We start from the raw sequence: 24,482 nt of genomic DNA, 5'->3' as shown, positions 1-24,482 counted from the left end.
GTGACCATGGGGGCCTGATCCCCTCGATCGCGGTGCACGATGCCTGAGGCGTCGGCATCGCTGGACCAGGATGCCTGGGGCGTCGGTATTCGCGCGAATACCGACGCACCAGGCATCCTCGCGTTCTAGGGAGAGGTGCTTCGGGGAACCTTCGGCAAGGCCTTCGCGCATGATGCCTGGCACGTGCCAGGCGAGGATTCGGCAACGATGGAAAAGGGTTGCCCCGGACCCCTGTCCCGTCAACCGCCCGAGGGGCAGCTTCCCGGGACATGACCCTTGACCCCGTCATCCGCCTCCGTCTGTCGACGATGATGTTCCTGGAGTTCTTCGTCTGGGGAGCCTGGTTCGTCACCCTCGGCACCTATCTCGCCTCCGACCTCGGCGCCTCCGGCAGCCAGATCGCGCTGGCCTTCCTCACCCAGTCCCTCGGGGCGATCCTCGCGCCCTTCATCGTGGGCCTCATCGCCGACCGCTTCTTCGCCGCCCAGCGCATCCTCGGCGTGCTGCACCTGTTCAGCGCCGTGATGCTCTTCCTCGCCGGGCGGCAGGACGACTTCGGGGCGTTCTTCGTGTTCTCGCTGCTGGCGATGATCTCGTTCATGCCGACGCTGGCGCTGGCGAACTCGATCTCCTTCCGCCGCATGCAGAGCCCCGAGCGGCAGTTCCCCTCCGTGCGCGTGTTCGGCACCATCGGCTGGATCGTCGCGGGCCTCCTCATCGGCTGGCTCGGCTGGGAGACCGGCGGACTGCTCGCCAACACCTTCGTCATGGCCGCGATCGGCTCCGCGCTGCTCGGCGTGTACGCGTTCACCCTCCCGCACACCCCGCCGGAGCAGACCGACGGCCCCACCACCGTGCGCGACATCCTGGGCCTCGATGCGCTCGCGCTGCTGAAGACCCGCTCCTACCTGGTCTTCTTCATCGCCTCGATCCTCATCTGCATCCCGCTCGCCTTCTACTACAACTTCACCAACCTCTACCTCAACGAGATCGGCGTGCAGCGCGCCGCGGCGCTGCAGTCCCTCGGCCAGGTCTCCGAGGCACTGTTCCTGCTGATCATGCCGCTGATGCTCAAGCGCCTCGGCATCAAGAAGACCCTGCTCCTCGGCATGATCGCCTGGGCCCTGCGGTACACCCTGTTCGCCTTCGGCGACGCCGGCTCCCTGCTGTGGATCGTGGTCATCGGCCTGCTCCTGCACGGCATCTGCTACGACTGCTTCTTCGTCGCCGGGCAGATCTACACCGACCGCTTCGCCCCCGCGAAGGTGCGCTCGGCCGCGCAGGGCCTCATCTCGCTGGCCACCTACGGTGTGGGCCTGCTGATCGGCTCGCTCATCTCCGGCCCGATCGTCGACGCCTTCATCGCCGCCGACGGCACCCATGAATGGCGCGCCATCTGGCTGATCCCCGCCGGGCTCGCGGTGCTCGTGACGCTCTTCTTCGCGACCCTGTTCAAGGAGAAGGAGGCGCCGGAGCCGGCGGCCGTGCAGTCCTGATCCCGTCAGCTCGTCACGCGCCACAGGGCCCGCACCTCACTGACATCGGTCAGCAGGTGCGGGCCCTGTGGTGTCGGTGCGGTGCGGTCAAGGTGCCTGACACGTCGGAATTCCGAGGCCACGGCGCCTGGTGCGTCGGTGCTACGGCGCCGTAGCGACGCACCAGGCACCGTGCCCGACGTGCACCGACCCTCGCTAGGATCGACACCGGCCCACGCCCCTCCAGCGACGGAGACCCACCCCATGCCCCAGCAGGACCCTCCGGCCATGCACGACCTCGCCGCCCCGCTGCGGGTCGGCATCGTCGGCACCGGCGAGATCGCCCGTGCGCACCTGCCCGGCTGGCAGGACCTCGGTGCGGAGCTGCACTGCGTCGGCCTCCAGGGCGCGGACGAGTTCGCCCGCGAGGCCGGTGCGACCGCCCACGGCTCCCTCGAGGCGCTGCTCGCCGCGGTCGACGTGGTGGACGTGTGCACCCCCACCCCGGACCACCCCGCGATCGTGCGCGCCGCCCTCGACGCGGGCCGCGACGTGGTCTGCGAGAAGCCGCTGGCGCTGACGGGGGAGGAGGCGCTCGACCTCGTCGCCCATGCCGAGCGTGCAGGTCGCATGCTGTTCCCCGCGCACGTGGTGCGCTACTTCCCGCAGTACGTCGCGGCGCGCGAGGCGGTGCGCCGCGGCGACATCGGGACCCTCGCCGTACTGCGCTTCGAGCGCACCGGCGCGCTCCCGGACCGCCCCTGGTACGCGGACGAGGAGCTCTCCGGCGGGATCGTGATGGACCAGATGATCCACGACCTCGACCAGGCGCTCTGGCTCGCGGGCGATGCCGAGCGCGTCTACGCCCAGCAGAGCATCGCCGCCTCCGACGGCGCCGTGCGCACCGCCCACGTGGTCCTCACCCACCGCTCCGGCGCGCTCAGCCACTGCCGCGGCTTCTGGGGGCCGGAGGGCACGCAGTTCCGCTACACCTTCGACCTCGCCGGGGACGCCGGGCGCCTCCAGTACGACAGCGCGGCCGACGTCGGCATTGCTTTCGACCCCGTCGCCTCCGCGCGCCAGGCCGCCGGCGACGGCTTCCTCCCGGACGTCTCTACGATGCGCGATCCCTACGCGGCCGAGCTCGCCGACTTCGTGCGCGCCCGCGCCACGGGTGCTCCCGCCCGGGTCGAGGCGGCGGACGGGGCTCGCGCCGTCGAGGTCGCCCGTGCGGCCCTCGAGTCCCTCCGCACCGGACGGAGCATCGCATGCTGACCTCGCCCTCCACCTCGCCCCAGCCCCAGTCCCAGGCCGCGCGTCGGCCCCTGCGCATCGCGCTGCTGAGCTGCGCCCACACCCACGCCGCCACCTACGCGGCCCTCCTCGAGGCGCGCGACGACGTGGAACTCGTCGTCGCCGACCCCGACGGGTACGGGGACGTGCAGGGCGTGCGGGTCGTCGCCGGCTACGAGGAGGCGTGGGAGGCCTGGCCGGGCGGGCCCGACGCCGTCATCGTCACCAGCGCCAACGCCCACCACTGCGACCTCGTGCTCGAGGCCGCACGGCGCGGTGTCCACGTGCTGTGCGAGAAGCCGCTGGCCACCACCGTCGCCGACGCCGAGGCCATGCGTGCCGCATGCGACGAGGCCGGCGTGGTGCTCATGACCGCCTTCCCCGTCCATTTCTCCCCGGCCGTGCAGGCGCTGCGCGCCGCGATCGCGGACGGCACGCTCGGCGAGGTCGTGGGCCTGACCGGTACGAACAACGGCGTGCTTCCCACCGCGCGGGATTGGTTCACCGACGTCGCGCTCGCCGGCGGCGGATCGCTCGTGGACCACACCGTGCACGTCGCCGAGATCCTCGACTCCGTGCTCGGCGAGCCCGCGAGCGTCCACGCCGTCACGAACCGCATCCTCGCCGCCGACCGGGCGGGGGAGGGCGCCGAGACCGGGGGACTGGTGACCCTGACCTACGACTCCGGCGTCGTCGCGACGATCGACTGCTCCTGGTCCCAGCCGGCCGACGCCCCCACCTGGGGCGGCCTGACCCTCCAGGCCGTCGGCACCGGCGGACAGCTGCAGATCGACGCCTTCGCCCAGCACGTGGGCGGGCCCGGACGCTGGCTGCCCTACGGCACCGATCTCGACGCCCTGCTGCTGGACTCCTTCCTCACCGCCGTGCGGCGTGGGGAGGCCGCGGCGCCGGACGGCGAGGTGGGGCTGCGGACTCTCCGCGTGGTCGCCGCAGCGCAGGAGTCGGTGCGCACCGGGCAGCCGGTCGCGCTGGCGCGCTGACCTGCGCCCTCTGGTCGACAGCGCCCTCACGTCGACGGCGCCCCCAATTCCGCAGCGCCCTCACCCCTCCAGATCCCGCTCCAGCACCGGCGCGAGGCGGAACGGGATCAGCTCGCCCATGGCGAGCGACGTGTCCGTGCGGATCACGCCCTCGCAGCCGAGCACGAGCTTGTTGACCCGGTAGAGGTCCTCGGTGTCCCGGCACACGCAGCGCACCAGGATGTCGTTCAGGCCCGAGAGGCCGTGGACCTGCACCACCTCGGGGATCTCCCGCAGCTGCTCCACCACGTGCTCGAGGTGCGGCTGGTCCACCTGCGTGGTCATGAAGACCGTCAGCGGGTAGCCGAGCGAGGCGGCGTGCAGGCGCCGGTCATAGCCCTGCAGCGCCGGGCCCGCCTCGAGCGCCGCGAGCCGTGCCTGGACGGTGTTGCGGGACAGGCCCAGCTTCTCCGCGAGCGCCACGATCGTCGAGCGGGGGTTCTCGGTCATCGCCAGCAGGATCCGACGATCGGTGTCATCCACGGTGTGCATAGTGCGTGATCCTACGGGACCGTAGGCTCCCAGGAAGAGCGTTATGCACAATCTGGGACGGCATGATTGCTCGGACTGCACCGGGCGCGTAGCGTGGAACGGGACGACGACGTCACGGCGCCCACAAGGCGCCGCGGAACCTGGAGGTCCGTATGTCGACGACCATCCCGGAGACCGACCACGATCTGGTCGGCGGCCCGGACCAGCCGCTGCAGGTGCTCGCCGAGGACGGCACCCGCCATCGCAGCCCTACGCTCGACCCCCTGCTCACCGACCTCGACCAGGACGCCCTCGCCGACCTGCTCGCCGACATGACCGTGCTGCGCGCGATCGACGACGAGGCCGTCGCCCTGCAGCGCCAGGGCGAGCTCGGGCTGTGGCCGCCGCTGAAGGGGCAGGAGGCCGCGCAGATCGGGCTCAGCCGCGCCCTGGACCCGGACGACTTCCTGTTCACCTCCTACCGCGAGAACGGCCTGGCCTGGCTGCGCGGGGTCACCCCGGCGGAGATGCTCGCCGTCTGGCGCGGCACCGCCCTGTCCGGCTGGGACCCCTTCGCGCGCCGCATGGCCACCCCGCAGGTGGTCATCGCCGCCCAGACCCTCCACGCCGTCGGCCACGCCATGGCCACCCGCACCCGCGGGGAGGACGGGATCACCGTCGCCTGCTTCGGCGACGGCGCCACGAGCCAGGGCGACTTCGCCGAGGCACTCGTGTTCGCCGCGTCGTTCCAGGTCCCGGTGCTGTTCTTCTGCCAGAACAACCAGTACGCGATCTCCGAGCCGATCGGGGTGCAGTCCATCGTGCCGCTGTCCCACCGGCCCGTCGGCGTCGGCATCCCCGTGCTGCGCGTGGACGGCAACGACGTCCTCGCCGTCCGCGCCGCGAGCCGGCTCGCCGCCCAGCGTATCCGCGCCGGCGGCGGCCCGATGTTCCTCGAGGCCGTCACCTACCGCCTCGGCCCCCACACCACCAGCGACGACCCCACCCGCTACCGCGATGAGGCCGAGCTCGACCGCTGGCGCCGGCGCGACCCGATCCTGCGCCTCGAGCGCCACCTCGAGCAGCTCGGCGCGCCCGTGGAGCAGGTCCGGGCCCGGGCCGCCGAGCGTGCGGCCGAGGCTGCCACCGCCCTGCGCGCCGCGCTCGCCGAGCTCACCCCGCCGGACGTGGAGAGCATGTTCCGCCACGTCCTGGAGACCGAGCACCCCGGCCTCGTGCGCCAGCGCGATCAGCTCGCCGCCCTCGAGGCCTCCCTCGGCCCCGCGCTCGGGGAGGACTCATGAGCGCCCCCACCACTCCGGCCCCCGTCGGCCGACGCGACCCCGCGCCGGAGGGCGCGCCCACCACGGAGACCATGACCATGGCGCAGGCCCTGAACGCGGCGCTCGCCGACGAGCTCGCCGGGGACGACCGCGTGGTTCTCATCGGTGAGGACATCGGCACCCTCGGCGGGGTCTTCCGCATCACCGACGGGCTGAAGACCCGCTTCGGCGGCGAGCGGGTGATTGACGCGCCGCTGGCCGAATCGGGGATCGTCGGCACCGCGATCGGCATGGCCTACGCCGGTCAGCGTCCCGTCTGCGAGATCCAGTTCGACGGCTTCGTGTACCCGGCGTTCGACCAGATCGTCTCCCAGGCCTCCCGCCTGCGCTATCGCACCGGCGGGTTCGTGGCGATGCCGCTGACCATCCGGATCCCCTTCGGCGGTGGCATCGGCGCGGTCGAGCACCACTCCGAGTCGCCCGAGGCGTACTTCGCCCACACCCCGGGGCTGCGCGTGGTCACCGTCGCCGATCCGCAGGACGCCTACTCGACCCTCCGCGCCGCGATCCGCAGCGAGGACCCGGTGATCTTCCTCGAGCCCAAGCGCCGCTACTGGGGCAAGGGCGAGGTGGACCGCACTCTCCGCGCCGACCTCGACAGTGCGCGGGTGCTGCGGCCCGGCCGGGACGCGACGCTCGTCGCCTACGGCCCGCTCGTCCTCACCGCGCTCGAGGCCGCCGTCGCCGCCGAGGACGACGGCATCGACCTTGAGGTCATCGACCTGCGCTCCCTCGCACCGCTGGACCGGGCGACCGTCGCCGCGAGCGTGCGCCGCACCGGCCGCCTCGTCGTCACCCACGAGGCCCCCGGGACCGTGTCCCTCGCCGCCGAGGTGATCACCTCCGCCATCGAGGACTGCTTCGACCATCTCGAGGCCGCGCCCGAGCGCGTGACCGGCTACGACATCCCCTACCCGCCCTCCGCGTTCGAGGAGCACCACCTGCCCGGCATCGACCGGATCCTCGACGCCGTCGACCGCACCCTCGGCAGGCGCCACTCCCGGGAGGTGCGCGCATGAGCATCTTCCGCGTCCCCGACCTCGGCGAGGGCCTCACCGAGGCGACCGTCGTGACCTGGCACGTCGCCGTCGGCGACGAGGTCGCGCTGAACCAGGTCCTCGCCGAGGTCGAGACCGCCAAGGCCACCGTCGAGCTGCCGAGCCCTCGGGCGGGACGCATCACCGCCCTGCGCGCCGAGGAGGGGGAGACCCTCGACGTGGGCGCGCCGCTCGTCGAGTTCGCGGAGATCGCGGCCGACGGGGACGCCCCGGCGGGGCCGGCCGACGGGATCGGCGCGGCCGACGGGATCGGCGCGGCCGACGGGGAGAGTGCGGCCGACGTGGCGAGGTCGGCCGACGCGCCCGCGCCCGAGGGCACGCGTGGTCCGCGCCGCCAGCAGGTGCTCGTCGGCTACGGCCCGAAGCTCCCCACCACCGGCCGACCTCGTCGTCGGCCCCGCGTCTTCGAGACCGTCGCCTTTGTGGGGCGAAGCGCCGAGGCCGCCGCCCGCGAACGGCCGGCCGCGATGCCGCCGGTGCGCCGACACGCCCGTGACCTGGGCGTCGACCTCGAGACCGTGCACGGCAGCGGACCGGGCGGGCGCATCCTCCGCGAGGACGTCGACGCGTGCGCGAAGGGCGGCACAGCGACCTGCCCGGCTCCAGGCACCACGCGCTCCCCCAGCGCATGCTCCGACACGGTGCGCCCAGACACCGCGCTGGCCGATTCTGCTGCGAAGGCGGCGAGCCCCGCCGAGGCGACCACCGCCCAGCCCCCGTCGGCCGCCCCCGCCTCCCACCGGATCCCGGTGATGGGGCTGCGCCGCGCGACCGCGGCGGCGATGACCGCCTCGACCACAGCGCCGCAGGCCGCGGTGTTCCACACCGTCGACGTCACGCCCACCCTGAAGCGCCTGCGGCGAGCGGAGCAGGAGGGACGGCGCACCTCCTTCCTCGCGGCGGTGTGTCGGGCGGTCCTCCCCGCCGTCGACCGGACGCCCCTCGCGAACGCCCGCTTCGACGCCGGCACCGGCGAGATCGAGCAGTTCGACGACGTCGCGCTCGGGATCGCCGTCGCCACCGACCGCGGCCTCGTCGTCGTGCGCGTACCCACCGGGACGGACGAGGACGCCCCGGCACACACCGGCCATCTCGCGGGCGGACCCGCCCTCACCGCCCGCATCGCCCGCGCCGCCGCCCGCGCCCGCGAGGGCTCGGCGACCCCGGCCGAGCTCACCGGCTCCACCCTCACCCTCACCAACGTCGGCGTGTTCGGCGTCGAGGGCGGCGTGCCTCTGCTGAACCCCGGCCAGAGAGTCATCCTCGCGATCGGCGCCGTGCGCACCCAGCCCTGGGAGCACAGGGGACGGATCCGGCTGCGCGAGGTCGTCACCCTCACCGTCTCCTTCGACCACCGCGTCCTGGACGGGGCCGAGGCCTCCGCGTTCCTTCGCGACGTCGCCGACGTGCTCGCCGACCCTGGCCTGCTGCTGACGAGGTGACCATGACCAGCACCCGCAGCGAGCCCAGCACCCGCACAGACCCCGTGACCAGCACCCAGCTGACCATGGACGCGCTGGTCACCGAGCTGCGCACCCGCCTCGCCGCCGTCGCCGAGGGCGGACCGGTGAGCGCCCGCGCGAAGCACCGCGCCCGCGGGAAGCTGCTCGCCCGGGAGCGGATCGACCGGCTCCTCGACCCTGGCAGCCCCTTCCTCGAGATCGCGCCGCTGGCCGCGTGGGGGATGTACGAGGACGAGGCCCCGTCGGCCGGGGTCGTCGCAGGGATCGGCATGATCCACGGCCGCCACTGCCTGGTCCTCGCCAACGACGCGACCGTGAAGGGCGGCACCTACTTCCCGCTCACCGTGAAGAAGCACCTGCGCGCCCAGGAGATCGCGCAGGAGAACCGCCTGCCCTGCGTGTACCTCGTCGACTCCGGCGGCGCCTACCTCCCGCTGCAGGACGAGGTGTTCCCCGACCGCGACCACTTCGGGCGGATCTTCTACCACCAGGCGAGGATGAGCGCCGACGGGATCCCGCAGCTCGCCGCCGTGCTCGGCTCCTCCACCGCCGGCGGCGCGTACGTGCCCGCCATGAGCGACCAGACCGTCATCGTCCGCGGCCAGGGCACGATCTTCCTCGGCGGGCCGCCGCTGGTGAAGGCCGCGACCGGCGAGGAGGTCAGCGCCGAGGAGCTCGGCGGGGGAGTGCTGCACACCGAGGTCTCCGGCGTCGCCGACCACCTCGCCGAGGACGACGCGCACGCCCTCGAGATCCTCCGCGACATCGTCGACACCCTCCCGCCGTCGGCCGAGCCCGCGACCGGCGCTCGGAGCGAGCCTGCGCCGCCCGCGAAGGATCCCGCGACCCTCGCGGACGTGGTCCCCGTGGACCTCTCCACCCCCTACGACGTGCACGAGGTGATCGACCGCCTCGTCGACGCCGGTTCCGTCAGCGAGTTCAAGCCGCTCTACGGCACCACCCTCGTCACCGCCTTCGCCCGGATCGACGGGCACCACGTGGGCATCGTCGCGAACAACGGGGTGCTGTTCAGCGAGTCCGCGCTCAAGGGCGCCCACTTCCTCGAGCTGTGCGACCAGCGCGGCATCCCGCTCTTGTTCCTGCAGAACATCGCCGGGTTCATGGTCGGCGCCGAGTACGAGCGCGGCGGCATCGCCAAGGACGGCGCGAAGATGGTCGCCGCCGTCGCCTGCGCCCGCGTGCCCAAGCTGACCGTCGTCATCGGCGGCTCCTTCGGCGCGGGCACCTATTCCATGTGCGGGCGCGCCTACTCGCCGCGCTTCCTGTGGCTGTGGCCGAACGCGCGCGTCTCCGTGATGGGCGGGGCGCAGGCCGCGTCCGTGCTCGCGACCGTGCGCCGCGACGGCATCGAAGCCCGCGGCGGCACCTGGAGCGAGGCCGAGGAGGAGGAGTTCCGCCGCCCGATCCGGGAGCGCTACGAGTCCCAGGGCAGCCCCTACTACTCCAGCGCCCGGCTGTGGGACGACGGGATCATCGACCCCGCCGAGACCCGCACCGTCCTCTCCCTCGCCCTCGACGTCGTCACCCGCACCCCGCTGCCCCCGCCCGCGCGACCGATCTACCGGATGTGAGGCCGCGATGACCAGCCTCTTCACCCCGGCACCCCTGTCCCTCACCACGGTCCTCATCGCCAACCGCGGCGAGATCGCGCTGCGCATCCTGCGCACCGTCCATGCCCTCGGCCTCACCGCGATCGCCGTCCACACTGACGAGGACGTGGACGCGCCGCACGTCGCCGCTGCCGACCGCGCCGTGCGCCTCGACTCCTATCTCGACGTCGACGGCCTGATCGCCGCGGCCCGGGCCGCAGGGGCCGACGCGCTCCACCCCGGCTACGGCTTCCTCTCCGAGCGCCCGGCCCTCGCCCGCGCCTGCGAGGAGGCGGGCATCGCCTTCGTCGGCCCCTCGGCCCGCGCGATCGAGACCATGGGCGACAAGATCGCCGCCCGCGCCGCGGTCACCGCACGCGGTGTCCCGGTCGTGCCGGGGCTGTCCGCGCCGGGCCTCGACGACGCGGTGCTCGTAGCCGGCGCGGCGGAGGTCGGGTTCCCGCTGCTGGTCAAGCCAGCGGCGGGTGGGGGAGGCAAGGGCATGCACGTCGTCGAGTCCGCGGACGCGCTGCCCGCCGCGCTCGCCGCCGCGCGGCGTGAGGCCGTGGGGGCCTTCGGCGACGACACCCTCTTCCTCGAGCGGTACGTCGCCGCGCCCCGCCACCTCGAGGTGCAGATCCTCGCCGACGCCCACGGCCGCGCCCTCCACCTCGGTGAGCGGGAGTGCTCCCTCCAGCGTCGCCACCAGAAGGTCATCGAGGAGGCGCCGAGCCCCGACCTCACCGCTGACCAGCGCGAACGCCTTGGCGCGCTCGCGCTCGAGGTCGCCCGCTCCGTGGACTACGTGGGCGCCGGCACCGTCGAGTTCCTGCTCGACGCTGCCTCCCCGGACGAGCCGTACTTCCTCGAGATGAACACCCGCCTCCAGGTCGAGCACGCCGTCACCGAGGAGGTCACCGGCACGGACCTCGTCGCCGCCCAGCTCCGCATCGCGGACGGCCAGCGGCTCGCCGCCCGGCAGGAGGACGTCCAGGTGCGCGGCCATGCGCTCGAGGCCCGCGTCTACGCCGAGGACCCCGCCGCCGGGTTCCTCCCCACCGGCGGTACCGTCCTCTCCCTCGCCCTGCCGCAGAGCGCCCGGGTGGACCACGCGCTCGCCACCGGCATGGACGTGACCAGCAGCTATGACCCCATGCTCGCCAAGGTCATCACCCACGCCGGAACCCGCGAGGCCGCCCTCACCGCGCTCGACCGCGCCCTCGAGCAGACCCACATCCTCGGCGTCCGCACCAACGCGTCGTTCCTGCGCGCACTGCTCGCCCTGCCCGAGACCCGCGCCGGGAGGGTCGACACCGGCCTCATCGAGCGCTCCCTGGACCGGCTCGCGCCGGCGTCCCCGGGCGCGGCGGTGTGGGCGGTCGCCGCGGCGGTGCGCTGGCAGGAGATCGCGGCGGCGCGCCGGTCGGGGATCTGGCAGGCGCCGACGGGCTGGCGCCTCGGCGCGCAGGCTCCGCTCGTGGTCCGCTTCGCGGCCGACGGGGAGGCGGTCGAGGTCGCGCTGACCGGCACGCCCGAGCGTGCGGTGGCGGAGGTGCGCAGCGGCTCGACGGCGGCCCTGTCCGCGACGGCCGAGCACGTGGTCGAGCTGCACCCCGGGGCGGTCACCGTCGACGGCCACCGCGTGCCGATGACCTGGGCGACCACCGCGCAGGCCGTATGGCTCGGATTGCCGGGCGGAGACCACGAGCTGGCCTTCCACGTCCCTGCTCGTCGCACGGGTCCCGGTGCCGCGGCCCCCACCCTCGCCTCCCCGATGCCGGGCATCGTCACCGCCGTCCTCGCCGAGGGCGGCAGCGCGGTCACCGCCGGGGACCCCGTGCTCGTGGTCGAGGCGATGAAGATGGAGCACACCCTCACCGCCCCGAGCGACGGCACCGTGCGCCTGCACGTCCGCCGCGGAGACCGCGTGGTGCGCGGCCAGGAGCTCGCCCAGGTCGTCACGGAAGAGACCCCGCTGGCCGCCCCATCGCTCCAGGAGGTGCACCCATGAACGAGCGCCCCGCCCCGCCGCGGATCGTGCAGCGCGGCCTCTACGCCGACGAGCTGCAGATCGGCGCGATCTACGAGCACCGGCCCGGCCGCACCGTCACCGAGGCGGACAACGTCCTGTTCACGACCATGACCATGAACCCGCAGGCCCTGCACCTCGATGCGGCGTGGGCGGCGGGCACCGAGTTCGGGCAGCGCCTGGTGAACTCGATGTTCACCCTCGCCACCGTGGTCGGTGCCTCGGTCGCCCAGCTCACCCAGGGCACGCTGGTCGCGAACCTCGGGTTCGGCGAGGTCACCTTCCCCGCACCGCTGCTGCTCGGCGACACCCTGTACTCCGAGACCGAGGTGACCGCGGTGCGGCCCTCCCGCTCCCGCCCCGGTAAGGCGGTGGTCTCCCTCGTCCACACCGGCCGCAACCAGCACGGTGAGGTCGTGGTCCGCGCCGTGCGCACCACGCTCATGCACTGCGCGCCGACGGACGAGCCCGCTCCTGGGAGCCCGTCATGACGCGCGAGCCGGCCCCCGGCGAGCATGTCCAGCGCCGGGCCGGGGAGGTGCCGTTGGGCGCGGAGGAGCTCGCCGCCCTCGGCCCTGCCCTGCTGTTCTGCCCCGGAGACCGCCCGGACCGCTTCGCGAAGGCCGCCGCCCGCGCCGATGCCGTCATCCTCGACCTCGAGGACGCGGTCGCCCTCCCGGACAAGCCCGTCGCGCGCGCCGCGGTCGCCGCCCACCAGCTCGACCCCGCACGCACCATCGTGCGCGTGAACCCCGCACGCACCGCCGAGTTCGAGGCCGACACCGCCGCTCTCGCCGCCCGCCGCCCCACGTGGGTGATGCTCGCCAAGACCGAGAGCGCCGCGGACGTCGGCCGCCTCGTCGCCCGCCTTCCCGGGACGCGCGTCATCGCCCTGTGCGAGACGGCGCGCGGCGTGCTCGCCGCCGGGGAGATCGCCGCGCATCCCGACGTCGCCGCGCTCATGTGGGGCGGGGAGGACCTCATCGCCTCGCTCGGCGGCACCTCCTCCCGCCGGTCCGACGGGAGCTACCGCGACGTGGTCCTCCACGCCCGCTCGGCCGTGCTGCTCGCCGCCCGGGCCCACCAGCGCGCCGCGATCGACGCTGTCCACCTCCACCTCGCCGATCTCGAGGGTCTGCGTGAGGAGGCGGAGGACGCCGCGGCCTCTGGCTTCACCGCCACCGCCTGCCTGCACCCGGACCAGGTGGCCGTGGTCCGTGCCGCCCACGCCCCGGATCCCGCCCAGCTCGCCCGCGCCCGGGACCTGCTCGCCGCCGCCGCGGAGCATCACGGTGGGGTGTTCGCCCACGAGGGCGCGATGGTCGACGAGCCGCTCCTGCGTCACGCCCGCACCCTCGTCGCCCGCGCGGAGCACGCCCCCGATCCTGAGGTGCCAGAAGCCGTCGATCCCGTCCCGTTCCCCACCTGACCAGCAGCGCCGCTCGAAGGAGAACCCCATGACCACCACCGTCGCCCCCTCGCCCCCGCCCGGCACCGAGATGCTCCCCGAGGACCACCAGCGCCTCGCCGCGCAGGTGCGCGACTTCGCCGACGAGGTCGTCGCCCCCGCCAGCTACACCTACGACACCGAGCGCCGCCTGCCGATGGAGATCATCGCCGAGATGGGGAGGATGGGCCTGTTCGGCCTGCCGGTGCCGCGCGAGTTCGACGGTCAGGGCCGCGATTACCTCTCCCTCTGCGTCGCCGTCGAGCAGCTCGCTCGCGTGGACCAGTCGATCGCCGTCACCCTCGAGGCGGGGCTCGGTCTCGGCACCATGCCGATCCTCAGCTACGGCACCCGCGCCCAGCAGGAGCGCTACCTGCCGTCGCTCGCCCGTGGGGAGCAGCTCGCCGCCTTCGGACTCACCGAGGCGGACGCCGGCTCCGACGCCGGTGCCACCCGCACCACCGCCCGCCTCGAGGACGGGACCTGGGTGATCGACGGGTCCAAGCAGTTCATCACCAACTCCGGCACCCCCATCACCTCGCTGATCACCGTCACCGCCGTGACCGGGCAGAAGGAGGGACGGGACGGGAAGCAGGTCCCCGAGCTGTCCACGATCATCGTCCCCGCGAACACCCCCGGGCTCACCGTCCTGCCGAGCTACGACAAGGTCGGCTGGCACACCTCGGACACCCACCCGCTGCTGCTCGAGGACGTGCGCGTGCCCGAGGAGAACCTGCTGGGGGAGCGGGGCCGCGGCTTCGCGAACTTCCTCGCCAGCCTCGACCAGGGCCGCGTCGCGATCGCGGCGCTGTGCGTCGGCGCCGCCCAGGGCTGCCTCGAGCAGGCGGTCGAGCGCTCGAAGAGCCGCATCGTGTTCGACCGCCCCCTCGGCGAGCACCAGCACGTCGCCTTCACCCTCGCTCGCATGCAGGCCCGCGTGGCCGGGGCGCGCGCCCTCATGCACGAGGCCGCGCGCCGCCTCGACGCCGGGATGCCCTTCTCGAAGGAGGCCTCGATCGCCAAGCTCGTGGGCAGCGAGGCCGCGGCCGACAACGCCCGCGACGCCTGCCACATCTGGGGCGGCCAGGGCTTCCTCAACGAGAACGTCGTCGCCCGCCACTACCGCGACTCGCGCGTGCTCCAGGTCGGCGAGGGCACCAACGAAGTGCAGCTCGCGATCATCGCCAGGCACCTCGGGTTCCCGAACGCGCTGGCGAGGTGAGGGGGAGAGCTCAGCGGCCGGTCGCCGGGCCGTCCTCATCGTCGGCGAAACGGGTGCGCAGGAACTCCTGGTGCACGTCGAGGGTGCGGGTGACGCCGGAGACGACGTCGTCCTCGATCCTCGCGACCCGGCCGTCCAGCGTGGTCAGCTGCTGCTCGATGCGCTGGAGGTTCGTCATCGCCTTCCGCTGCGCATCGCCCTCCACGGTGGTGAGGATCCCCGCGGTCTCCTCGAGCGCGTCCAGCAGCTCGGGGACGTAGCGGGTCGCCATCCCCTCCAGCGCCAGCACGTCCGCGTCCGAGGCGCGGCGGGACTGCAGGGTGCCGGAGGCGAGGAGCCCGTCGATCCGCTGCAGCAGCGTGTCGGCGCGGTCCAGCGCCGGGGTGAGAAGTGGACCGCGGGTGTGGCGCCGGGCCCGAAACAGTCGGCGGCGCTGCTGGGACGTGGCGTGGAGGATCTTCACGAAGACGGCGCGGGTGCCGGCGGTGAGCTCCTCGGATGAGCCGCTGAGCGTCACCCGCTTCGGCCGCCGGTTCCGCAGCAGGAACGCGCTGCCACCACCGATCACGGCGGTGACGCCGAGTCCGGCGAGGGTGGGGGCGAGCAGACCGGCACCGCCGACGAGGCTGCTGACGCCGAGGATCAGGAAGGTTGTGAAGCCGAGGGTGCCGCCGAGCACGGTCGGCACGCCGACGGTGAGCCAGCGCCCGCGGCGACGATGCTTCGACAGGGCGCGGGAACGGGGCGGGAGGATCGTGCCCTCGTGCACCTCGTTGCGCGGCGGGGCCCACCTCTGCTGCGGCTGCGACCAGGTCTCCCGCTGCCGTGCCCAGGACTGCGGAAGACCGGGTATCCCCCCGGGCCGTGAGGGAGCACGGCCCTGGACGGGCCGGCCGTTCCTCGGCAGTCGGTTCTGGGTGTTCACAGCGGGGTGCAGACCTCTCGGGGCTCGCGGCGTCGTCCGGTGGGGGCGGGCCGCCGGCACGGCGGCCAGGTCCTCAGCCTAGTCGCGGCCTCCGAGAGCCGACTGGGGGCTGACGCGCCGCCGGGGCGGGGGATGGCCCCCGGGGCTCGGTGCGGATCAGCTCGGTACCGGGGCGCTTCCCCGTCGTTGAGCGAACTCCATGGGCAACGCGCCGCCCGCCCCGGTCGGCCGACCTCCCCACCCGCGCGCCCCGCCCACCCGCCATACCCACCGGTCACCCCCATCTCTAAGACTGAATCAGCCGTCCCCCCTCCCGATTTGCGCCGATAGTCACGCAGCGGCTCGTCCCGCCTGCGCGGCCTCCCGCGGTCGGTCCCGTCCGGACACGCCCCTTCGGGACCAGAAGACACACATGGCATTCGTAGGCATCGTCCGCAACAACTCCACGGACTCGACGAACCGGTCCCTGATGCAGTGCATCGCCGCTCACTTCGCGGACAGGGTGCAGGTCGAGCCGTTCGAGATCCGTCCGCTCCCGGCGTTCCGCGCGAAGGACTCGCAGACCCCGGAGGTGCGCTTTGATCGACGCGGTCTCCGCCTCGGACGGCGTCATCATCGCCACCCCGGAGTACGACCCCTCGTTCTCCGCCCCGGTACACCTCGAGACCGACGTGGTCGTGGTCGGCGCCGGCGGTGCGGGCCTCGCCTCCGGGCGTACCTCGCCGTTGTCGAGCGCACGGAGCAGCACCTCCTCGACCCTCGCTGCGGTACCGGATCCAGACCTACAAGGCCGGCAAGCGCACCGACCTCACTGGCCGCAGCGTCTACGGCAACTGCGACCTGGTCAAGATGCTCACCGACAACGTGCTCGACTCCGTGCACTGGCTCGAGGACATCGGCGTCGAGTTCGACTACGGCACCCTGACGTCAAGAAGCTCGTCCTCGAGGACGGCCGCGTGGTGGGCGTCGAGGCGCAGAACACCGACCAGCGCGTCATCGTGCGGGCCGGCGCCGTGGTGCTCGCCTCCGGCGGCTTCGGCGCGAACACCAAGATGCTGCAGAAGTACAACACCTATTGGGCGGAGATCGTCGACGACACCACCACGCCGAACTCCCGGGCCATCCAGGGCGACGGCATCACCCTCGGCCTCCAGGCGGGCGCGGTCGTCGTGGGGTGAGTGTAGGCCGCTTCGACTTCGGCCGGGGTGCGATAGTCGAGTGCTTCGTGCAGGCGCTTCGTGTTCCACCAGGTGACCCAGTCCAGAGTGGCGATCTCGACGGCGGTCGCTGAGGGCCAGGTGCGGCGTCGGTGGATGAGCTCGGCTTTGTAGAGGCCGTTGACGGTCTCAGCCAGGGCGTTGACGCTCCTATAGTTGTCAACCCGCGATTTCGCCGGTGCGGGGGTTGACCTTGATGAGGTGGTAGACCTCGCGGATGACGTAGCGCTTCAGGCAGCGGATGATGTCGCGCTTGCTCTTGCCCTCGGCGGTCCGACGGGCAACGTAGGCGATGGTCGGCTCGTGGAGCTTCGGAGGGATCGACGCACGACCCACCTACTGGGAGACCTCGAGCTCGATACGGTCGAGCAGTGACTCGAGCGACAACTCGAACTCCTCGGCGCCGTGGTTCTCGCTCAGCATCGGGCGCAGTCGCAGCACCTCGCTGCCCGGGGAGAGCTGGATGCGCCCGTCCCGGTTGGGCACGTCCGCGTCCCCCTCGTCGAACGGTTCCTCCGGCGGCGCGACCCCGTCGCCGCGCGCGGCCGCCTCGAGAAGCAGCTGGCCCAGCAGGAAGCTCGTGAAGGAGCGATACGCGCCGACCTTCTGCTCGTCGCTGAAGCCGAACTCGCCGAGCGTCGTGAGGAAGTCCTCGACCACCTCGAGGCTGCGCAGCGGCGGCCGCAGCCACGGGGCGGCAGGATGCCGGGTCGCGACGAGCGGGAAGGCGAGCGGGTGCTCGAGAGCTAGATCACGCACGATGTGCGCGAGGGTTTGCAGATACTGCTGCCAGCTCGCCGGGCGCGCGTTCGCGAGCTCGGCCGTGACGCCCTCGAGCAAGCACACGACGATGCCCTCGAGAAGATCCTCACGACCCGTGACGTAGCGGTACAGCGACATGGCCTCGACGCCGAGCTCCTGACCGAGGCCGCGCATCGTGAGCGCGCGAGAACCTTCTCGATCGACCACGCGCAGCGCCTCCTTGATGACCGTGTCGCGGTCGAGCCGCCGACCGCTCCTGCGGGATTCCGTGCCCTCTGCCGTGCTGTCCATGGAGCCAGTATCCAGTCCTCGCTGATTCGATGCCACCCCGACCTCGCAGTACATCGTTAGCCTTACGGTGTAAGAACGCGATTGAGAGGATGGACGATGTCACGACAGGCGACCCACGACCACGAGAACCCGGCTGATGCCCCTGACCCTGAAGACGACCGTAAGCCCGACAGTCCGGCGGAGATCACGGCTCCATCCTGGAAATACGTGATGCGCACGACCGTGCGGGAGTTCTCGGCCGATGGGTGCACGGACCTCGCGTCCGGGCTCACCTACCGCACCGTGCTCTCGATGTTCCCCGCGCTCGTGGCGCTCGTCTCGATTCTCAGCCTCTTCGGCCAGAGCGGATCGTTGACCTCGATCCTCGATCAGGCTGAGGGCATCATCCCGGCCGACACGTGGCAGACGATCCGGCCCGCTCTCGAGTCCGTCCTGACCGCTCCCGCCCCCGGTCTGGGCCTGGTCATCGGCCTCCTCGCGGCCCTCTGGTCCGCCTCGAGCTACATCAAGGCCTTCGGGCGCGCGATGAACCAGATCCACGACGTCCCCGAGGGGCGCGGTGCGATCAAGCTAACCGTGCAGATGTACCTACTGACCGCACTCGTGCTCGTACTCGGCGCGGTGGGCCTCATGATCGTCGTGCTGTCCGGCCCGGTCGCCGAGGCCGTCGGCGGCGCGATCGGGCTGGGCTCGACGGCGATCACCGTGTGGAACGTTGGGAAGTGGGTGGTACTCGCGGCAATCGTCGTGATCGTGGTCGCGCTGCTCTACTACGCGACACCCAACGTCCGCCAGCCGAAGATGCGCTGGATCAGCCTGGGCGCCCTGATCGCGATCATCGTCGCTGTGCTCGCGAGCCTCGCGTTCTTCTTCTACGTCTCCAACTTCGGCAACTACAACAAGACGTACGGTGCCCTGGCCGGGGTGATCATCCTGCTGCTCTGGCTCTACATCATCAACGCGATCCTGCTGTTCGGCGCGGAGGTCGACAGCGAGATCGAGCGGGGCCGGGAACTGCAGGCGGGCATGTCAGCCGAGGAGACACTCCAGCTGCCGGCCCGCGACACCAAGGCCAGCGACAAGCGCGAGCGGAAGTTCGCCGAGGACGTCGAGCGGGCGCGCCGGCTGCGGGAGACCGCGGGCCGCAGCCAAGAGAAAGGCGACATGGACGCGTGACCCCCGCGCACCACGGCGGGTGGACGAGGGACGCCCCTGAGCCCGGCCGGGCTCAGGGGCGTCCCTCGCGGGGCGGGGTCCAGGTCGTCAGTTTCCGGGCCATTCTCCGAACACGCGCTGGAACCCTCGCGCACCTCCGCGGTCGACGAGCGCCTTGACGAAGGCGAAGATCGCACCCTGCAGCGCGGCTGCGAGAAGTACCTGGCCGAGGTTGAAGTCTGACTTCAACGCTTTGGGGGCTTCGTTGCTCCTGGATTGTGGGGTGAGGAGCTTCCACGCCTGCTTAAAGATGACCCCGGCGATCGCTCCGCTCACGAGGCCGCCGAGCATGCCGATTGGGCGGTAGAGGATCTTGGCAGACGTGCTGGTGGACTCATTCTTGGACATGCGATGCCTTTCGTTGTCGACGGGGTCCCCGTGGCCTCAGCGGCGGGCCGCGTGGATGATCAGGTAGATCCCGAGGGCGACCCCGGCACCGGCCACGGAGGCGGCGATCCAACCGTTGCGATTGAGCTGACCGTCGTCGTCGGTGACCGCGTCGCGGGCCGCCGAGAACTGTTGTGCGGCTCGATCCTTCACGTCGTCGAGCTGCCGACGAGCTCGTTCGGTGGCCTGGCCGACCTGCTGCTTGGCCTGCGTCTTGACATCAAGAGCGGAGGTCAGCTGCTCAACGGTCTTGCCGAGCTCCTCACGGGTACGGGCGATATCGGCCTCGAGCTCCTCGGGCGAAGCGTCGGCGTCGGGCTCGGGATGCTGGGGATCAGGCATGCTCATGGTGTGTGTTTCCCTTCACTTCGGCGACGTCTTCCTGCAGGCTGTCGATTGTGCGCTCGGGGGCGAGGGAAAGGTCCTGGACCTTCTTCTTGCCGACGAGGGCCGCGATGGCCGCCGCGATGAACAGGACGGCCGTGACGATCAGTGCTGCCGCCCATGCCGGGAGCACAAGGGCAAGGGCGATGATGGCAGTCGCGATCAGCGCCGCGAAGCCGTAGGCGGCGAGCACGCCGCCGGCGCCGAGAAGCCCAGCGCCGACCCCTCCCTGCTTGGCCGTAGCGGTCATCTCGGCGCGTGCGAGCTTGAACTCCTCGCGCACGAGGCGCGAAGTCTGCTCCGACAGACGGCTGATGAGTTCGGCCGGCGATGGCTGCGATGAGGATTCCGGATGACTCATGGGGACTCTCTTTCTCTCGGACGAGGCGAGCGGCTCCAAGGACGCCCGTTCCACGATGAGTTCCGGATCGCCGGGACGTACGCCCGAGGATCACGCCGGGCAACGACGAACCGTCCGCACATCGGGGGGACGAGAGCCCCGGACGACCTAACCCACCGGGGATGATGCGTTCAACCTTACAACGTACAACCTTACAACGTAGGGGGTGAGCAGCCGAGGCATTGACGGCTCCTGGCGACGCGCTCGGGGCACACCCCGACCGAGTTCCACGCGCCGTGTTTACATTGTAAGCTCACGGCGATACGGTGGCCAGACCCGGCATTCGGGAAGGCAGACCGTCCGGCCAGAGGGCGGTGATGAGCAAGGAAGCGAGATATCACATGGGCGATGACAAGAACGATCTCCAGGCGCTCGAGAACTCCACCGTCTACGACAGCGAGAACAAGAAGATTGGGTCCGTCGGACAGGTCTACGTCGATAACGAAACCGGGCGACCGACGTTTGTGACGGTCAACACGGGTCTCTTCGGCACGCGCGAGACCTTCGTGCCCGTCGATGCCGCCCGCCCCGCCGACGGCGACCTGGTGGTGCCCTTCACGAAGGACTTCATCAAGGACGCCCCCAGCGTCGAGGCCGACGGCCAGATCTCGCCCCAGGAGGAGCAGGAACTGTTCCGCTACTACCAGAACGGTGGCGGCACCACCGACCGCACCGCTCCGGCGCCCACGGCTGACACCGCCGGTCGGGACGAACGCCGCGACGATTCTCGCGCCCAGGCGGGACGCACCGCCGCGGGTGACGGGGTCGAGGACGACAGCCAGATGGTCGCCCACGAGGAGCGGCTCCGCGTCGACACGCATCAGCAGGAGGCCGGACGGGCGCGGCTGCGCAAGCGCGTCCGCACCGAGGCCCAGAACATCGAGGTCCCCGTCCGGCGCGAGGAGCTCGTCGTCGAGCGCGAGGCGATCGACCCCGACTCGGCGGATGCGCGCTCGACCGGGTCGATCGACGAGTCCGCCAACGAGGAGGAGGTCGTCACCCTCAAGGAGGAGCGGCCCGTCGTCCAGAAGGAGACCGTCGCCACCGAGAAGGTGAACGTGGGAAAGCGCACCGTGCAGGAGACTGAGACCGTCAGCGCGGACCTGCGCAAGGAAGAGATTGACGTCGATCGGGACACCGATCCGCGCGGGCGCTGACAACCCGCTTCGACGGCTCCCGGGGTCGAAAGGCCCCGGGAGCCGTCGCACGTGCGGCCTGTGAAGATCTCGCCTGCTGGTGATCACAGCTTGAGCATCAGCGCGATCAGGTCGGCTAAGAAGCCCGGATTGAAGCGCCCTGGGTTCCGTTCCGTGGTTAGACGGTCGCGGGCGCGGTCGTCGTGGGGTGAGTGTAGGCCGCTTCGACTTCGGCCGGGGTGCGATAGTCGAGTGCTTCGTGCAGGCGCTTCGTGTTCCACCAGGTGACCCAGTCCAGAGTGGCGATCTCGACGGCGGTCGCTGAGGGCCAGGTGCGGCGTCGGTGGATGAGCTCGGCTTTGTAGAGGCCGTTGGCGGTCTCAGCCAGGGCGTTGACGCTCCTATAGTTGTCAACCCGCGATTTCGCCGGTGCGGGGGTTGACCTTGATGAGTTGGTAGACCTCGCGGATGACGTAGCGCTTCAGGCAGCGGATGATGTCGCGCTTGCTCTTGCCTTCGGCGGTCCGACGGGCGACGTAGGCGATGGTCGGCTCGTGGAACCTCATCCGGACGATCACGGTGCGGTAGATCGCGGCGTTCAGCTGCCGATGGCCGCCGTGGTTGATGCGATGTCGACCGCTGGTCATCCCGGAACCGGTCGGGACGGGGCTGATACCGGCGAGCTTCGCGAATGCGGCTTCGGAGTGGATCCGCTCGGGGTTGTCGCCAGCGACGATCAGGATCTCGGCTGCGGTATCGACGCCGATGCCGAACTGCTCCAGCAGCTGGGGTGCGGTGCGAATGACGAGCGCCTCGATCGACGCCCTTAGTTCCTTGGCTTCGCTGTCCAGGTGCTGCCATCTGCGGGCCAGTGACCGCAGCGCATGGCGGAGAGAGTCTGCGGGCGTCTCGAGGTTGCGAGGGCGCAGCGCTGCGAGGTGTCGGGCGAGCTTGATCGGCGTCATCCGGTTCGTCTCCCGGCGCAGCGTGTCGTCGGCGTGGACGAGCATCGCCTTCATCGAGATCATCGCGGCGGAGCGGTCGGTCACGGCTGAATCGTGCGCGATCTTGAGCTGCCTGATCATCTCGACGCTGCTGTCCGCGGTCTTCGGAATGACCGTCGCGAACCCCGCGAGCACGGAGCGGGCGGCGTTCTCCGCGTCGAGGGTGTCGGATTTCCCGTTCAGGCGCCGCTGGCGGCGATCAGGGCGTCCTGCTTCGACGACCTTGTGTCCGTGGCGGCGCAGGAACGATGTCAACGTCGCACCATAGGAACCGGTGCCCTCGATGCCGAACGCAAGGACCTTGCCGAACGAGTCCGCCCAGGTGAGAAGCTGCTCGAAGCCACCCGTGTCGGTGGGGACGGTGAGTGTCGCCAGGATGCCGCCGATGGTGTCGAGCACGGCGGCGACATGGATGTGCTTATGGGTGTCGACGCCGATGACGACGTGCCCGGAGCGGACGGTTTCGAGTGTGCTCATGGTGCCTGTCTCCCTTGACGGTTAACGTGGTCTCACGCTGTCGCCGGCGGGTGGACAGGACTGTCACGGGGACGCTCTCGACATGCTGCTCCAGGCTCCTATTAGGTCACGCCCGATCCGGCGGCAGCGCTTACTGCGTGCCCGGCCGGGCGGTCGACAGATCAACGCAAAGGCACCACTCGGGCCAATCGTAAGCAAGGGTCAGACCGCGCCGGCCGGGGCTCCCCAATCCTCGCGGGACCGGGTAGAAAGAGACTGACAGTCGTAGCTGTCTCCGACGGATCCGACCGAGGCCTGGACTCCGGCGGTGATCAGCGCATCGGAGTAGGCCAGCGAGACGTAGTTGTTGCCCCTATCGCTGTGATGGGTCAGCCCAGTCCGAGACGCTTCTGCCGGGGAGGTCTGGAGGGCCTGCTCGAGAGCCTGCAGTGGCAGTGCCTCAGTGCGGAGGCTGGTGGCCACTGCCCAGCCGACGATCCTTCGCGTGAAAACGTCTGTGATGAACGCGGTGTAGCAGAACCCGGACGGGATCCGGACGTAGGTGATGTCAGCGACCCAGAGCTGATTCGGTCCGGCAGCCGTGAAGTTCCGCTCGACCAGATCAGGACGACGGTCCAGGCCACCAGCAGGGCTCGTCGTGAACACCTTTCGACCACGGCGTATCCCGCACAGACCAGCAGCTTTCATCAGCCGAGCGGTCTGGTCGCGGCCGACTTCCCATCCGGCACGGCGCATCGCGTGATGCATCTTCCGATACCCGTAGAGGCCGTAGTTCTCGGCATGAATCCGACGGATCTCTTCGACGAGCACCTCGTCACGGACCGCTCTGGCCGATGCCGGGCGCTGCTTCGCGGCACGGTAGCCGCGAGAGGTGAGGAACCCACGTTCCGTCGCGCCCAGGACGCGGCAGATGGCCTCGACCCCGAAGTGATCGCGATGCCTATCGATGAAGGCAATCTTTTCGTCGTGGGGTGGCCTGGTTCCCTGGCGAAAAACACGGAGGCGGCCTTGAGGATCTCGTTGGCCCGCCGGGACTCGGCGAGCTCTCGACGCAGTCTGCGGTTCTCCTCCTCGAGAGACTCCGCGGGGCCGGCCGAGGGCTCGGCTGGCCCGTAGCGGTTGCACCAGATCCTCAGCGTCTCCATGCCAACGCCGAGTTGGGGCGCGACAGCTCGGATCGACTCCGATCGTGGGCCACCTTCGAGTGCCTGGCGGTCGTAGACCATGCGCACGGCACGGTCACGCAGCTCCGGACTGAACTTCTTGGGCATACTCCGATTCTCCTTGCTGAGACTCGGAACGGAACCCAGGGCGCTTCAGTCCAAGAAGTGAGCCGACTCATCCCATGAACCGATGACGGCGGCACCGAGGCCGGTGCCGCCGACCCGGTCACCAGTTGTAGTCGAGGAACTTGCCGTCGAGGGTCACCACGACCCGGTCACCCGAGGGGTCGGGCCGTCGGGACACGTCGAGCTTGAAGTTGATCGCGCTCATGATCCCGTCGCCGAACTCCTCGTGGATCAACTCCTTGATCGCCGGGCCGTAGACGTTGATCGCCTCGATGAAGCGGTAGATCGTCGGATCGTTGGCGGCATCGCCAAGCCCCGTCCGGTAGGGCTGACGCTGCAGCGCCTGCACCGACTCGTCGCTGAGCCCGAGCAGTTCGCCCACCTTCACCGCCGCATCCTCGGGGACGGGATGCTGCCCGAGGAGGGCGGAGACGGTCCACTCCTTCGGCTTGCCGATCGCCTCGGCGATCTCGGCCCAGGAGAGTCCCTCCCTCTGTTTCGTCGCCCGGATCTCCTCGGCAGCCTTCGCCTTGGCCTCGTTCAT

23 protein-coding genes and 4 pseudogenes are annotated in these 24,482 nt (G+C 71.1%); 14 read left to right on the top strand and 13 right to left on the bottom strand.

The window, feature by feature from the left end; translation table 11 throughout:
- Nucleotides 1-269 precede the first annotated feature (269 nt).
- The 3 genes from HNR70_RS13855 (at nt 270) to HNR70_RS13845 (ending at nt 3,769) form a co-directional block, all read left to right on the top strand.
- Entirely contained in the window at nt 270-1,496 is a 1,227-nt protein-coding gene (locus HNR70_RS13855; RefSeq protein ID WP_184326171.1) for a nucleoside permease, read from the top strand.
- Between the two features lie 243 nt (nt 1,497-1,739).
- Nucleotides 1,740-2,750: a Gfo/Idh/MocA family protein gene (locus tag HNR70_RS13850; RefSeq protein WP_246375234.1), complete on the top strand. Its 1,011-nt coding sequence runs from the start codon at nt 1,740-1,742 to the stop codon at nt 2,748-2,750.
- The gene (locus tag HNR70_RS13845) at nt 2,744-3,769 is read left to right on the top strand and encodes a Gfo/Idh/MocA family protein (protein WP_184326170.1); all 1,026 of its coding nucleotides are present in this window, start codon (nt 2,744-2,746) and stop codon (nt 3,767-3,769) included. Before HNR70_RS13850 ends, HNR70_RS13845 begins: the two co-directional genes overlap by 7 nt.
- Before the next feature lie 60 nt (nt 3,770-3,829).
- On the opposite strand, the gene HNR70_RS13840 is transcribed toward HNR70_RS13845, so the two are convergent.
- A complete protein-coding gene (locus tag HNR70_RS13840) occupies nt 3,830-4,300 on the bottom strand; it encodes an Lrp/AsnC family transcriptional regulator (RefSeq protein ID WP_184326169.1) in 471 nt (156 codons plus the stop codon).
- 152 nt (nt 4,301-4,452) lie between these two features.
- Between HNR70_RS13840 and HNR70_RS13835 the strand changes: the two genes are divergently transcribed.
- The 8 genes from HNR70_RS13835 (at nt 4,453) to HNR70_RS13800 (ending at nt 14,451) form a co-directional block, all read left to right on the top strand.
- Nucleotides 4,453-5,583, top strand: coding sequence for a thiamine pyrophosphate-dependent enzyme (locus HNR70_RS13835; protein WP_184326168.1), 1,131 nt, complete (start codon nt 4,453-4,455; stop codon nt 5,581-5,583).
- Between the two features lie 71 nt (nt 5,584-5,654).
- Nucleotides 5,655-6,641, top strand: coding sequence for an alpha-ketoacid dehydrogenase subunit beta (locus HNR70_RS13830; protein WP_184326709.1), 987 nt, complete (start codon nt 5,655-5,657; stop codon nt 6,639-6,641).
- Nucleotides 6,638-8,122 (top strand): dihydrolipoamide acetyltransferase family protein, encoded by a 1,485-nt coding sequence (locus HNR70_RS13825; RefSeq protein WP_184326167.1) that lies wholly within the window; start codon nt 6,638-6,640, stop codon nt 8,120-8,122. The genes HNR70_RS13830 and HNR70_RS13825 overlap by 4 nt, the downstream gene beginning before the upstream one ends.
- Nucleotides 8,123-8,187: 65 nt before the next feature.
- Nucleotides 8,188-9,735 carry a carboxyl transferase domain-containing protein gene (locus tag HNR70_RS13820; protein ID WP_246375792.1) on the top strand — a complete coding sequence of 516 codons (1,548 nt, stop codon included), beginning with the start codon at nt 8,188-8,190 and terminating at the stop codon, nt 9,733-9,735.
- A gap of 7 nt (nt 9,736-9,742) precedes the next feature.
- A complete protein-coding gene (locus HNR70_RS13815) occupies nt 9,743-11,764 on the top strand; it encodes an ATP-binding protein (protein WP_184326165.1) in 2,022 nt (673 codons plus the stop codon).
- Nucleotides 11,761-12,273: a MaoC family dehydratase gene (locus tag HNR70_RS13810; protein ID WP_184326164.1), complete on the top strand. Its 513-nt coding sequence runs from the start codon at nt 11,761-11,763 to the stop codon at nt 12,271-12,273. The genes HNR70_RS13815 and HNR70_RS13810 overlap by 4 nt, the downstream gene beginning before the upstream one ends.
- Nucleotides 12,270-13,211: an HpcH/HpaI aldolase/citrate lyase family protein gene (locus tag HNR70_RS13805; RefSeq protein WP_184326163.1), complete on the top strand. Its 942-nt coding sequence runs from the start codon at nt 12,270-12,272 to the stop codon at nt 13,209-13,211. Before HNR70_RS13810 ends, HNR70_RS13805 begins: the two co-directional genes overlap by 4 nt.
- A 70-nt stretch (nt 13,212-13,281) precedes the next feature.
- On the top strand, nt 13,282-14,451 hold the full coding sequence (locus HNR70_RS13800) for an acyl-CoA dehydrogenase family protein (RefSeq protein WP_376768838.1): 1,170 nt from the start codon (nt 13,282-13,284) through the stop codon (nt 14,449-14,451).
- Nucleotides 14,452-14,461: 10 nt separating this feature from the next.
- On the opposite strand, the gene HNR70_RS13795 is transcribed toward HNR70_RS13800, so the two are convergent.
- Nucleotides 14,462-15,220 carry a hypothetical protein gene (locus HNR70_RS13795; protein ID WP_312857678.1) on the bottom strand — a complete coding sequence of 253 codons (759 nt, stop codon included), beginning with the start codon at nt 15,218-15,220 and terminating at the stop codon, nt 14,462-14,464.
- An 827-nt stretch (nt 15,221-16,047) separates the two neighbouring features.
- On the opposite strand from HNR70_RS13795, the gene HNR70_RS15630 reads away from it, so the two are divergent.
- The gene (locus HNR70_RS15630) at nt 16,048-16,554 is read left to right on the top strand and encodes an FAD-binding protein (RefSeq protein ID WP_312857713.1); all 507 of its coding nucleotides are present in this window, start codon (nt 16,048-16,050) and stop codon (nt 16,552-16,554) included.
- Nucleotides 16,555-16,556: 2 nt separating this feature from the next.
- On the opposite strand, the pseudogene HNR70_RS13785 reads toward HNR70_RS15630, so the two are convergent.
- The 3 genes and pseudogenes from HNR70_RS13785 to HNR70_RS13775 form a co-directional block, all read right to left on the bottom strand.
- Nucleotides 16,557-16,763 (bottom strand): annotated as a pseudogene (locus HNR70_RS13785) (integrase core domain-containing protein); the annotation flags it as partial.
- A pseudogene (locus HNR70_RS13780) lies at nt 16,753-16,890 on the bottom strand (IS110 family transposase); the annotation flags it as partial. The pseudogenes HNR70_RS13785 and HNR70_RS13780, both read right to left, overlap by 11 nt.
- 39 nt (nt 16,891-16,929) lie before the next feature.
- Nucleotides 16,930-17,646 carry a TetR/AcrR family transcriptional regulator C-terminal domain-containing protein gene (locus tag HNR70_RS13775; protein WP_184326161.1) on the bottom strand — a complete coding sequence of 239 codons (717 nt, stop codon included), beginning with the start codon at nt 17,644-17,646 and terminating at the stop codon, nt 16,930-16,932.
- Nucleotides 17,647-17,856: 210 nt separating this feature from the next.
- Between HNR70_RS13775 and HNR70_RS13770 the strand changes: the two genes are divergently transcribed.
- Nucleotides 17,857-18,822: a YihY/virulence factor BrkB family protein gene (locus HNR70_RS13770; protein WP_246375232.1), complete on the top strand. Its 966-nt coding sequence runs from the start codon at nt 17,857-17,859 to the stop codon at nt 18,820-18,822.
- A gap of 87 nt (nt 18,823-18,909) precedes the next feature.
- On the opposite strand, the gene HNR70_RS13765 is transcribed toward HNR70_RS13770, so the two are convergent.
- Genes HNR70_RS13765 through HNR70_RS13755 form a run of 3 tightly spaced genes read right to left on the bottom strand, consistent with a single transcriptional unit; the run spans nt 18,910 to nt 19,993 of the window.
- Complete coding sequence (locus HNR70_RS13765) at nt 18,910-19,209, bottom strand: DUF4235 domain-containing protein (RefSeq protein ID WP_184326159.1); 300 nt, start codon at nt 19,207-19,209, stop codon at nt 18,910-18,912.
- Between the two features lie 36 nt (nt 19,210-19,245).
- A complete protein-coding gene (locus tag HNR70_RS13760) occupies nt 19,246-19,596 on the bottom strand; it encodes a DUF3618 domain-containing protein (protein WP_184326158.1) in 351 nt (116 codons plus the stop codon).
- A complete protein-coding gene (locus tag HNR70_RS13755; RefSeq protein ID WP_184326157.1) occupies nt 19,583-19,993 on the bottom strand; it encodes a phage holin family protein in 411 nt (136 codons plus the stop codon). Before HNR70_RS13755 ends, HNR70_RS13760 begins: the two co-directional genes overlap by 14 nt.
- Nucleotides 19,994-20,373: 380 nt before the next feature.
- Here HNR70_RS13755 and HNR70_RS13750 point away from each other — a divergent pair, with 380 nt between their 5' ends.
- Complete coding sequence (locus HNR70_RS13750; protein ID WP_184326156.1) at nt 20,374-21,189, top strand: DUF2382 domain-containing protein; 816 nt, start codon at nt 20,374-20,376, stop codon at nt 21,187-21,189.
- Nucleotides 21,190-21,346: 157 nt separating this feature from the next.
- Here HNR70_RS13750 and HNR70_RS13745 read toward each other — a convergent pair.
- The 5 genes and pseudogenes from HNR70_RS13745 to cynS form a co-directional block, all read right to left on the bottom strand.
- Nucleotides 21,347-21,589, bottom strand: a pseudogene (locus HNR70_RS13745) (integrase core domain-containing protein); the annotation flags it as partial.
- Nucleotides 21,579-22,649: an IS110 family RNA-guided transposase gene (locus HNR70_RS13740; protein WP_184326155.1), complete on the bottom strand. Its 1,071-nt coding sequence runs from the start codon at nt 22,647-22,649 to the stop codon at nt 21,579-21,581. The gene HNR70_RS13740 and the pseudogene HNR70_RS13745, both read right to left, overlap by 11 nt.
- 201 nt (nt 22,650-22,850) lie before the next feature.
- Nucleotides 22,851-23,774, bottom strand: coding sequence for an IS3 family transposase (locus tag HNR70_RS13735; RefSeq protein WP_184326154.1), 924 nt, complete (start codon nt 23,772-23,774; stop codon nt 22,851-22,853).
- Nucleotides 23,699-23,920, bottom strand: a pseudogene (locus tag HNR70_RS16545) (transposase); the annotation flags it as partial. The pseudogene HNR70_RS16545 and the gene HNR70_RS13735, both read right to left, overlap by 76 nt.
- Before the next feature lie 118 nt (nt 23,921-24,038).
- Nucleotides 24,039-24,482 carry a cyanase gene (gene cynS / locus HNR70_RS13725; protein WP_145009476.1) on the bottom strand — a complete coding sequence of 148 codons (444 nt, stop codon included), beginning with the start codon at nt 24,480-24,482 and terminating at the stop codon, nt 24,039-24,041.

The organism is Brachybacterium aquaticum (assembly GCF_014204755.1).
Classification (GTDB): domain Bacteria; phylum Actinomycetota; class Actinomycetes; order Actinomycetales; family Dermabacteraceae; genus Brachybacterium; species Brachybacterium aquaticum.
This window is presented reverse-complemented; position numbering and strand designations above follow the sequence as displayed.

Bases quoted from the DNA above. Each gene is read 5' to 3' on its own strand.
- HNR70_RS13770 (WP_246375232.1), top strand. From the start codon at position 17,857: ATGCGCACGACCGTGCGGGAGTTCTCGGCCGATGGGTGCACGGACCTC.
- HNR70_RS13810 (WP_184326164.1), top strand. From the start codon at position 11,761: ATGAACGAGCGCCCCGCCCCGCCGCGGATCGTGCAGCGCGGCCTCTAC.
- HNR70_RS13775 (WP_184326161.1), bottom strand. From the start codon at position 17,646: ATGGACAGCACGGCAGAGGGCACGGAATCCCGCAGGAGCGGTCGGCGG.
- HNR70_RS13740 (WP_184326155.1), bottom strand. From the start codon at position 22,649: ATGAGCACACTCGAAACCGTCCGCTCCGGGCACGTCGTCATCGGCGTC.
- HNR70_RS13750 (WP_184326156.1), top strand. From the start codon at position 20,374: ATGGGCGATGACAAGAACGATCTCCAGGCGCTCGAGAACTCCACCGTC.
- HNR70_RS13755 (WP_184326157.1), bottom strand. From the start codon at position 19,993: ATGAGTCATCCGGAATCCTCATCGCAGCCATCGCCGGCCGAACTCATC.
- HNR70_RS13820 (WP_246375792.1), top strand. From the start codon at position 8,188: ATGGACGCGCTGGTCACCGAGCTGCGCACCCGCCTCGCCGCCGTCGCC.
- HNR70_RS13825 (WP_184326167.1), top strand. From the start codon at position 6,638: ATGAGCATCTTCCGCGTCCCCGACCTCGGCGAGGGCCTCACCGAGGCG.
- HNR70_RS13850 (WP_246375234.1), top strand. From the start codon at position 1,740: ATGCCCCAGCAGGACCCTCCGGCCATGCACGACCTCGCCGCCCCGCTG.
- HNR70_RS13805 (WP_184326163.1), top strand. From the start codon at position 12,270: ATGACGCGCGAGCCGGCCCCCGGCGAGCATGTCCAGCGCCGGGCCGGG.
- HNR70_RS13760 (WP_184326158.1), bottom strand. From the start codon at position 19,596: ATGAGCATGCCTGATCCCCAGCATCCCGAGCCCGACGCCGACGCTTCG.
- HNR70_RS13845 (WP_184326170.1), top strand. From the start codon at position 2,744: ATGCTGACCTCGCCCTCCACCTCGCCCCAGCCCCAGTCCCAGGCCGCG.
- HNR70_RS13815 (WP_184326165.1), top strand. From the start codon at position 9,743: ATGACCAGCCTCTTCACCCCGGCACCCCTGTCCCTCACCACGGTCCTC.
- cynS (WP_145009476.1), bottom strand. From the start codon at position 24,482: ATGAACGAGGCCAAGGCGAAGGCTGCCGAGGAGATCCGGGCGACGAAA.
- HNR70_RS13830 (WP_184326709.1), top strand. From the start codon at position 5,655: ATGACCATGGCGCAGGCCCTGAACGCGGCGCTCGCCGACGAGCTCGCC.
- HNR70_RS13840 (WP_184326169.1), bottom strand. From the start codon at position 4,300: ATGCACACCGTGGATGACACCGATCGTCGGATCCTGCTGGCGATGACC.
- HNR70_RS13800 (WP_376768838.1), top strand. From the start codon at position 13,282: ATGCTCCCCGAGGACCACCAGCGCCTCGCCGCGCAGGTGCGCGACTTC.
- HNR70_RS13765 (WP_184326159.1), bottom strand. From the start codon at position 19,209: ATGTCCAAGAATGAGTCCACCAGCACGTCTGCCAAGATCCTCTACCGC.
- HNR70_RS13835 (WP_184326168.1), top strand. From the start codon at position 4,453: ATGTCGACGACCATCCCGGAGACCGACCACGATCTGGTCGGCGGCCCG.
- HNR70_RS13855 (WP_184326171.1), top strand. From the start codon at position 270: ATGACCCTTGACCCCGTCATCCGCCTCCGTCTGTCGACGATGATGTTC.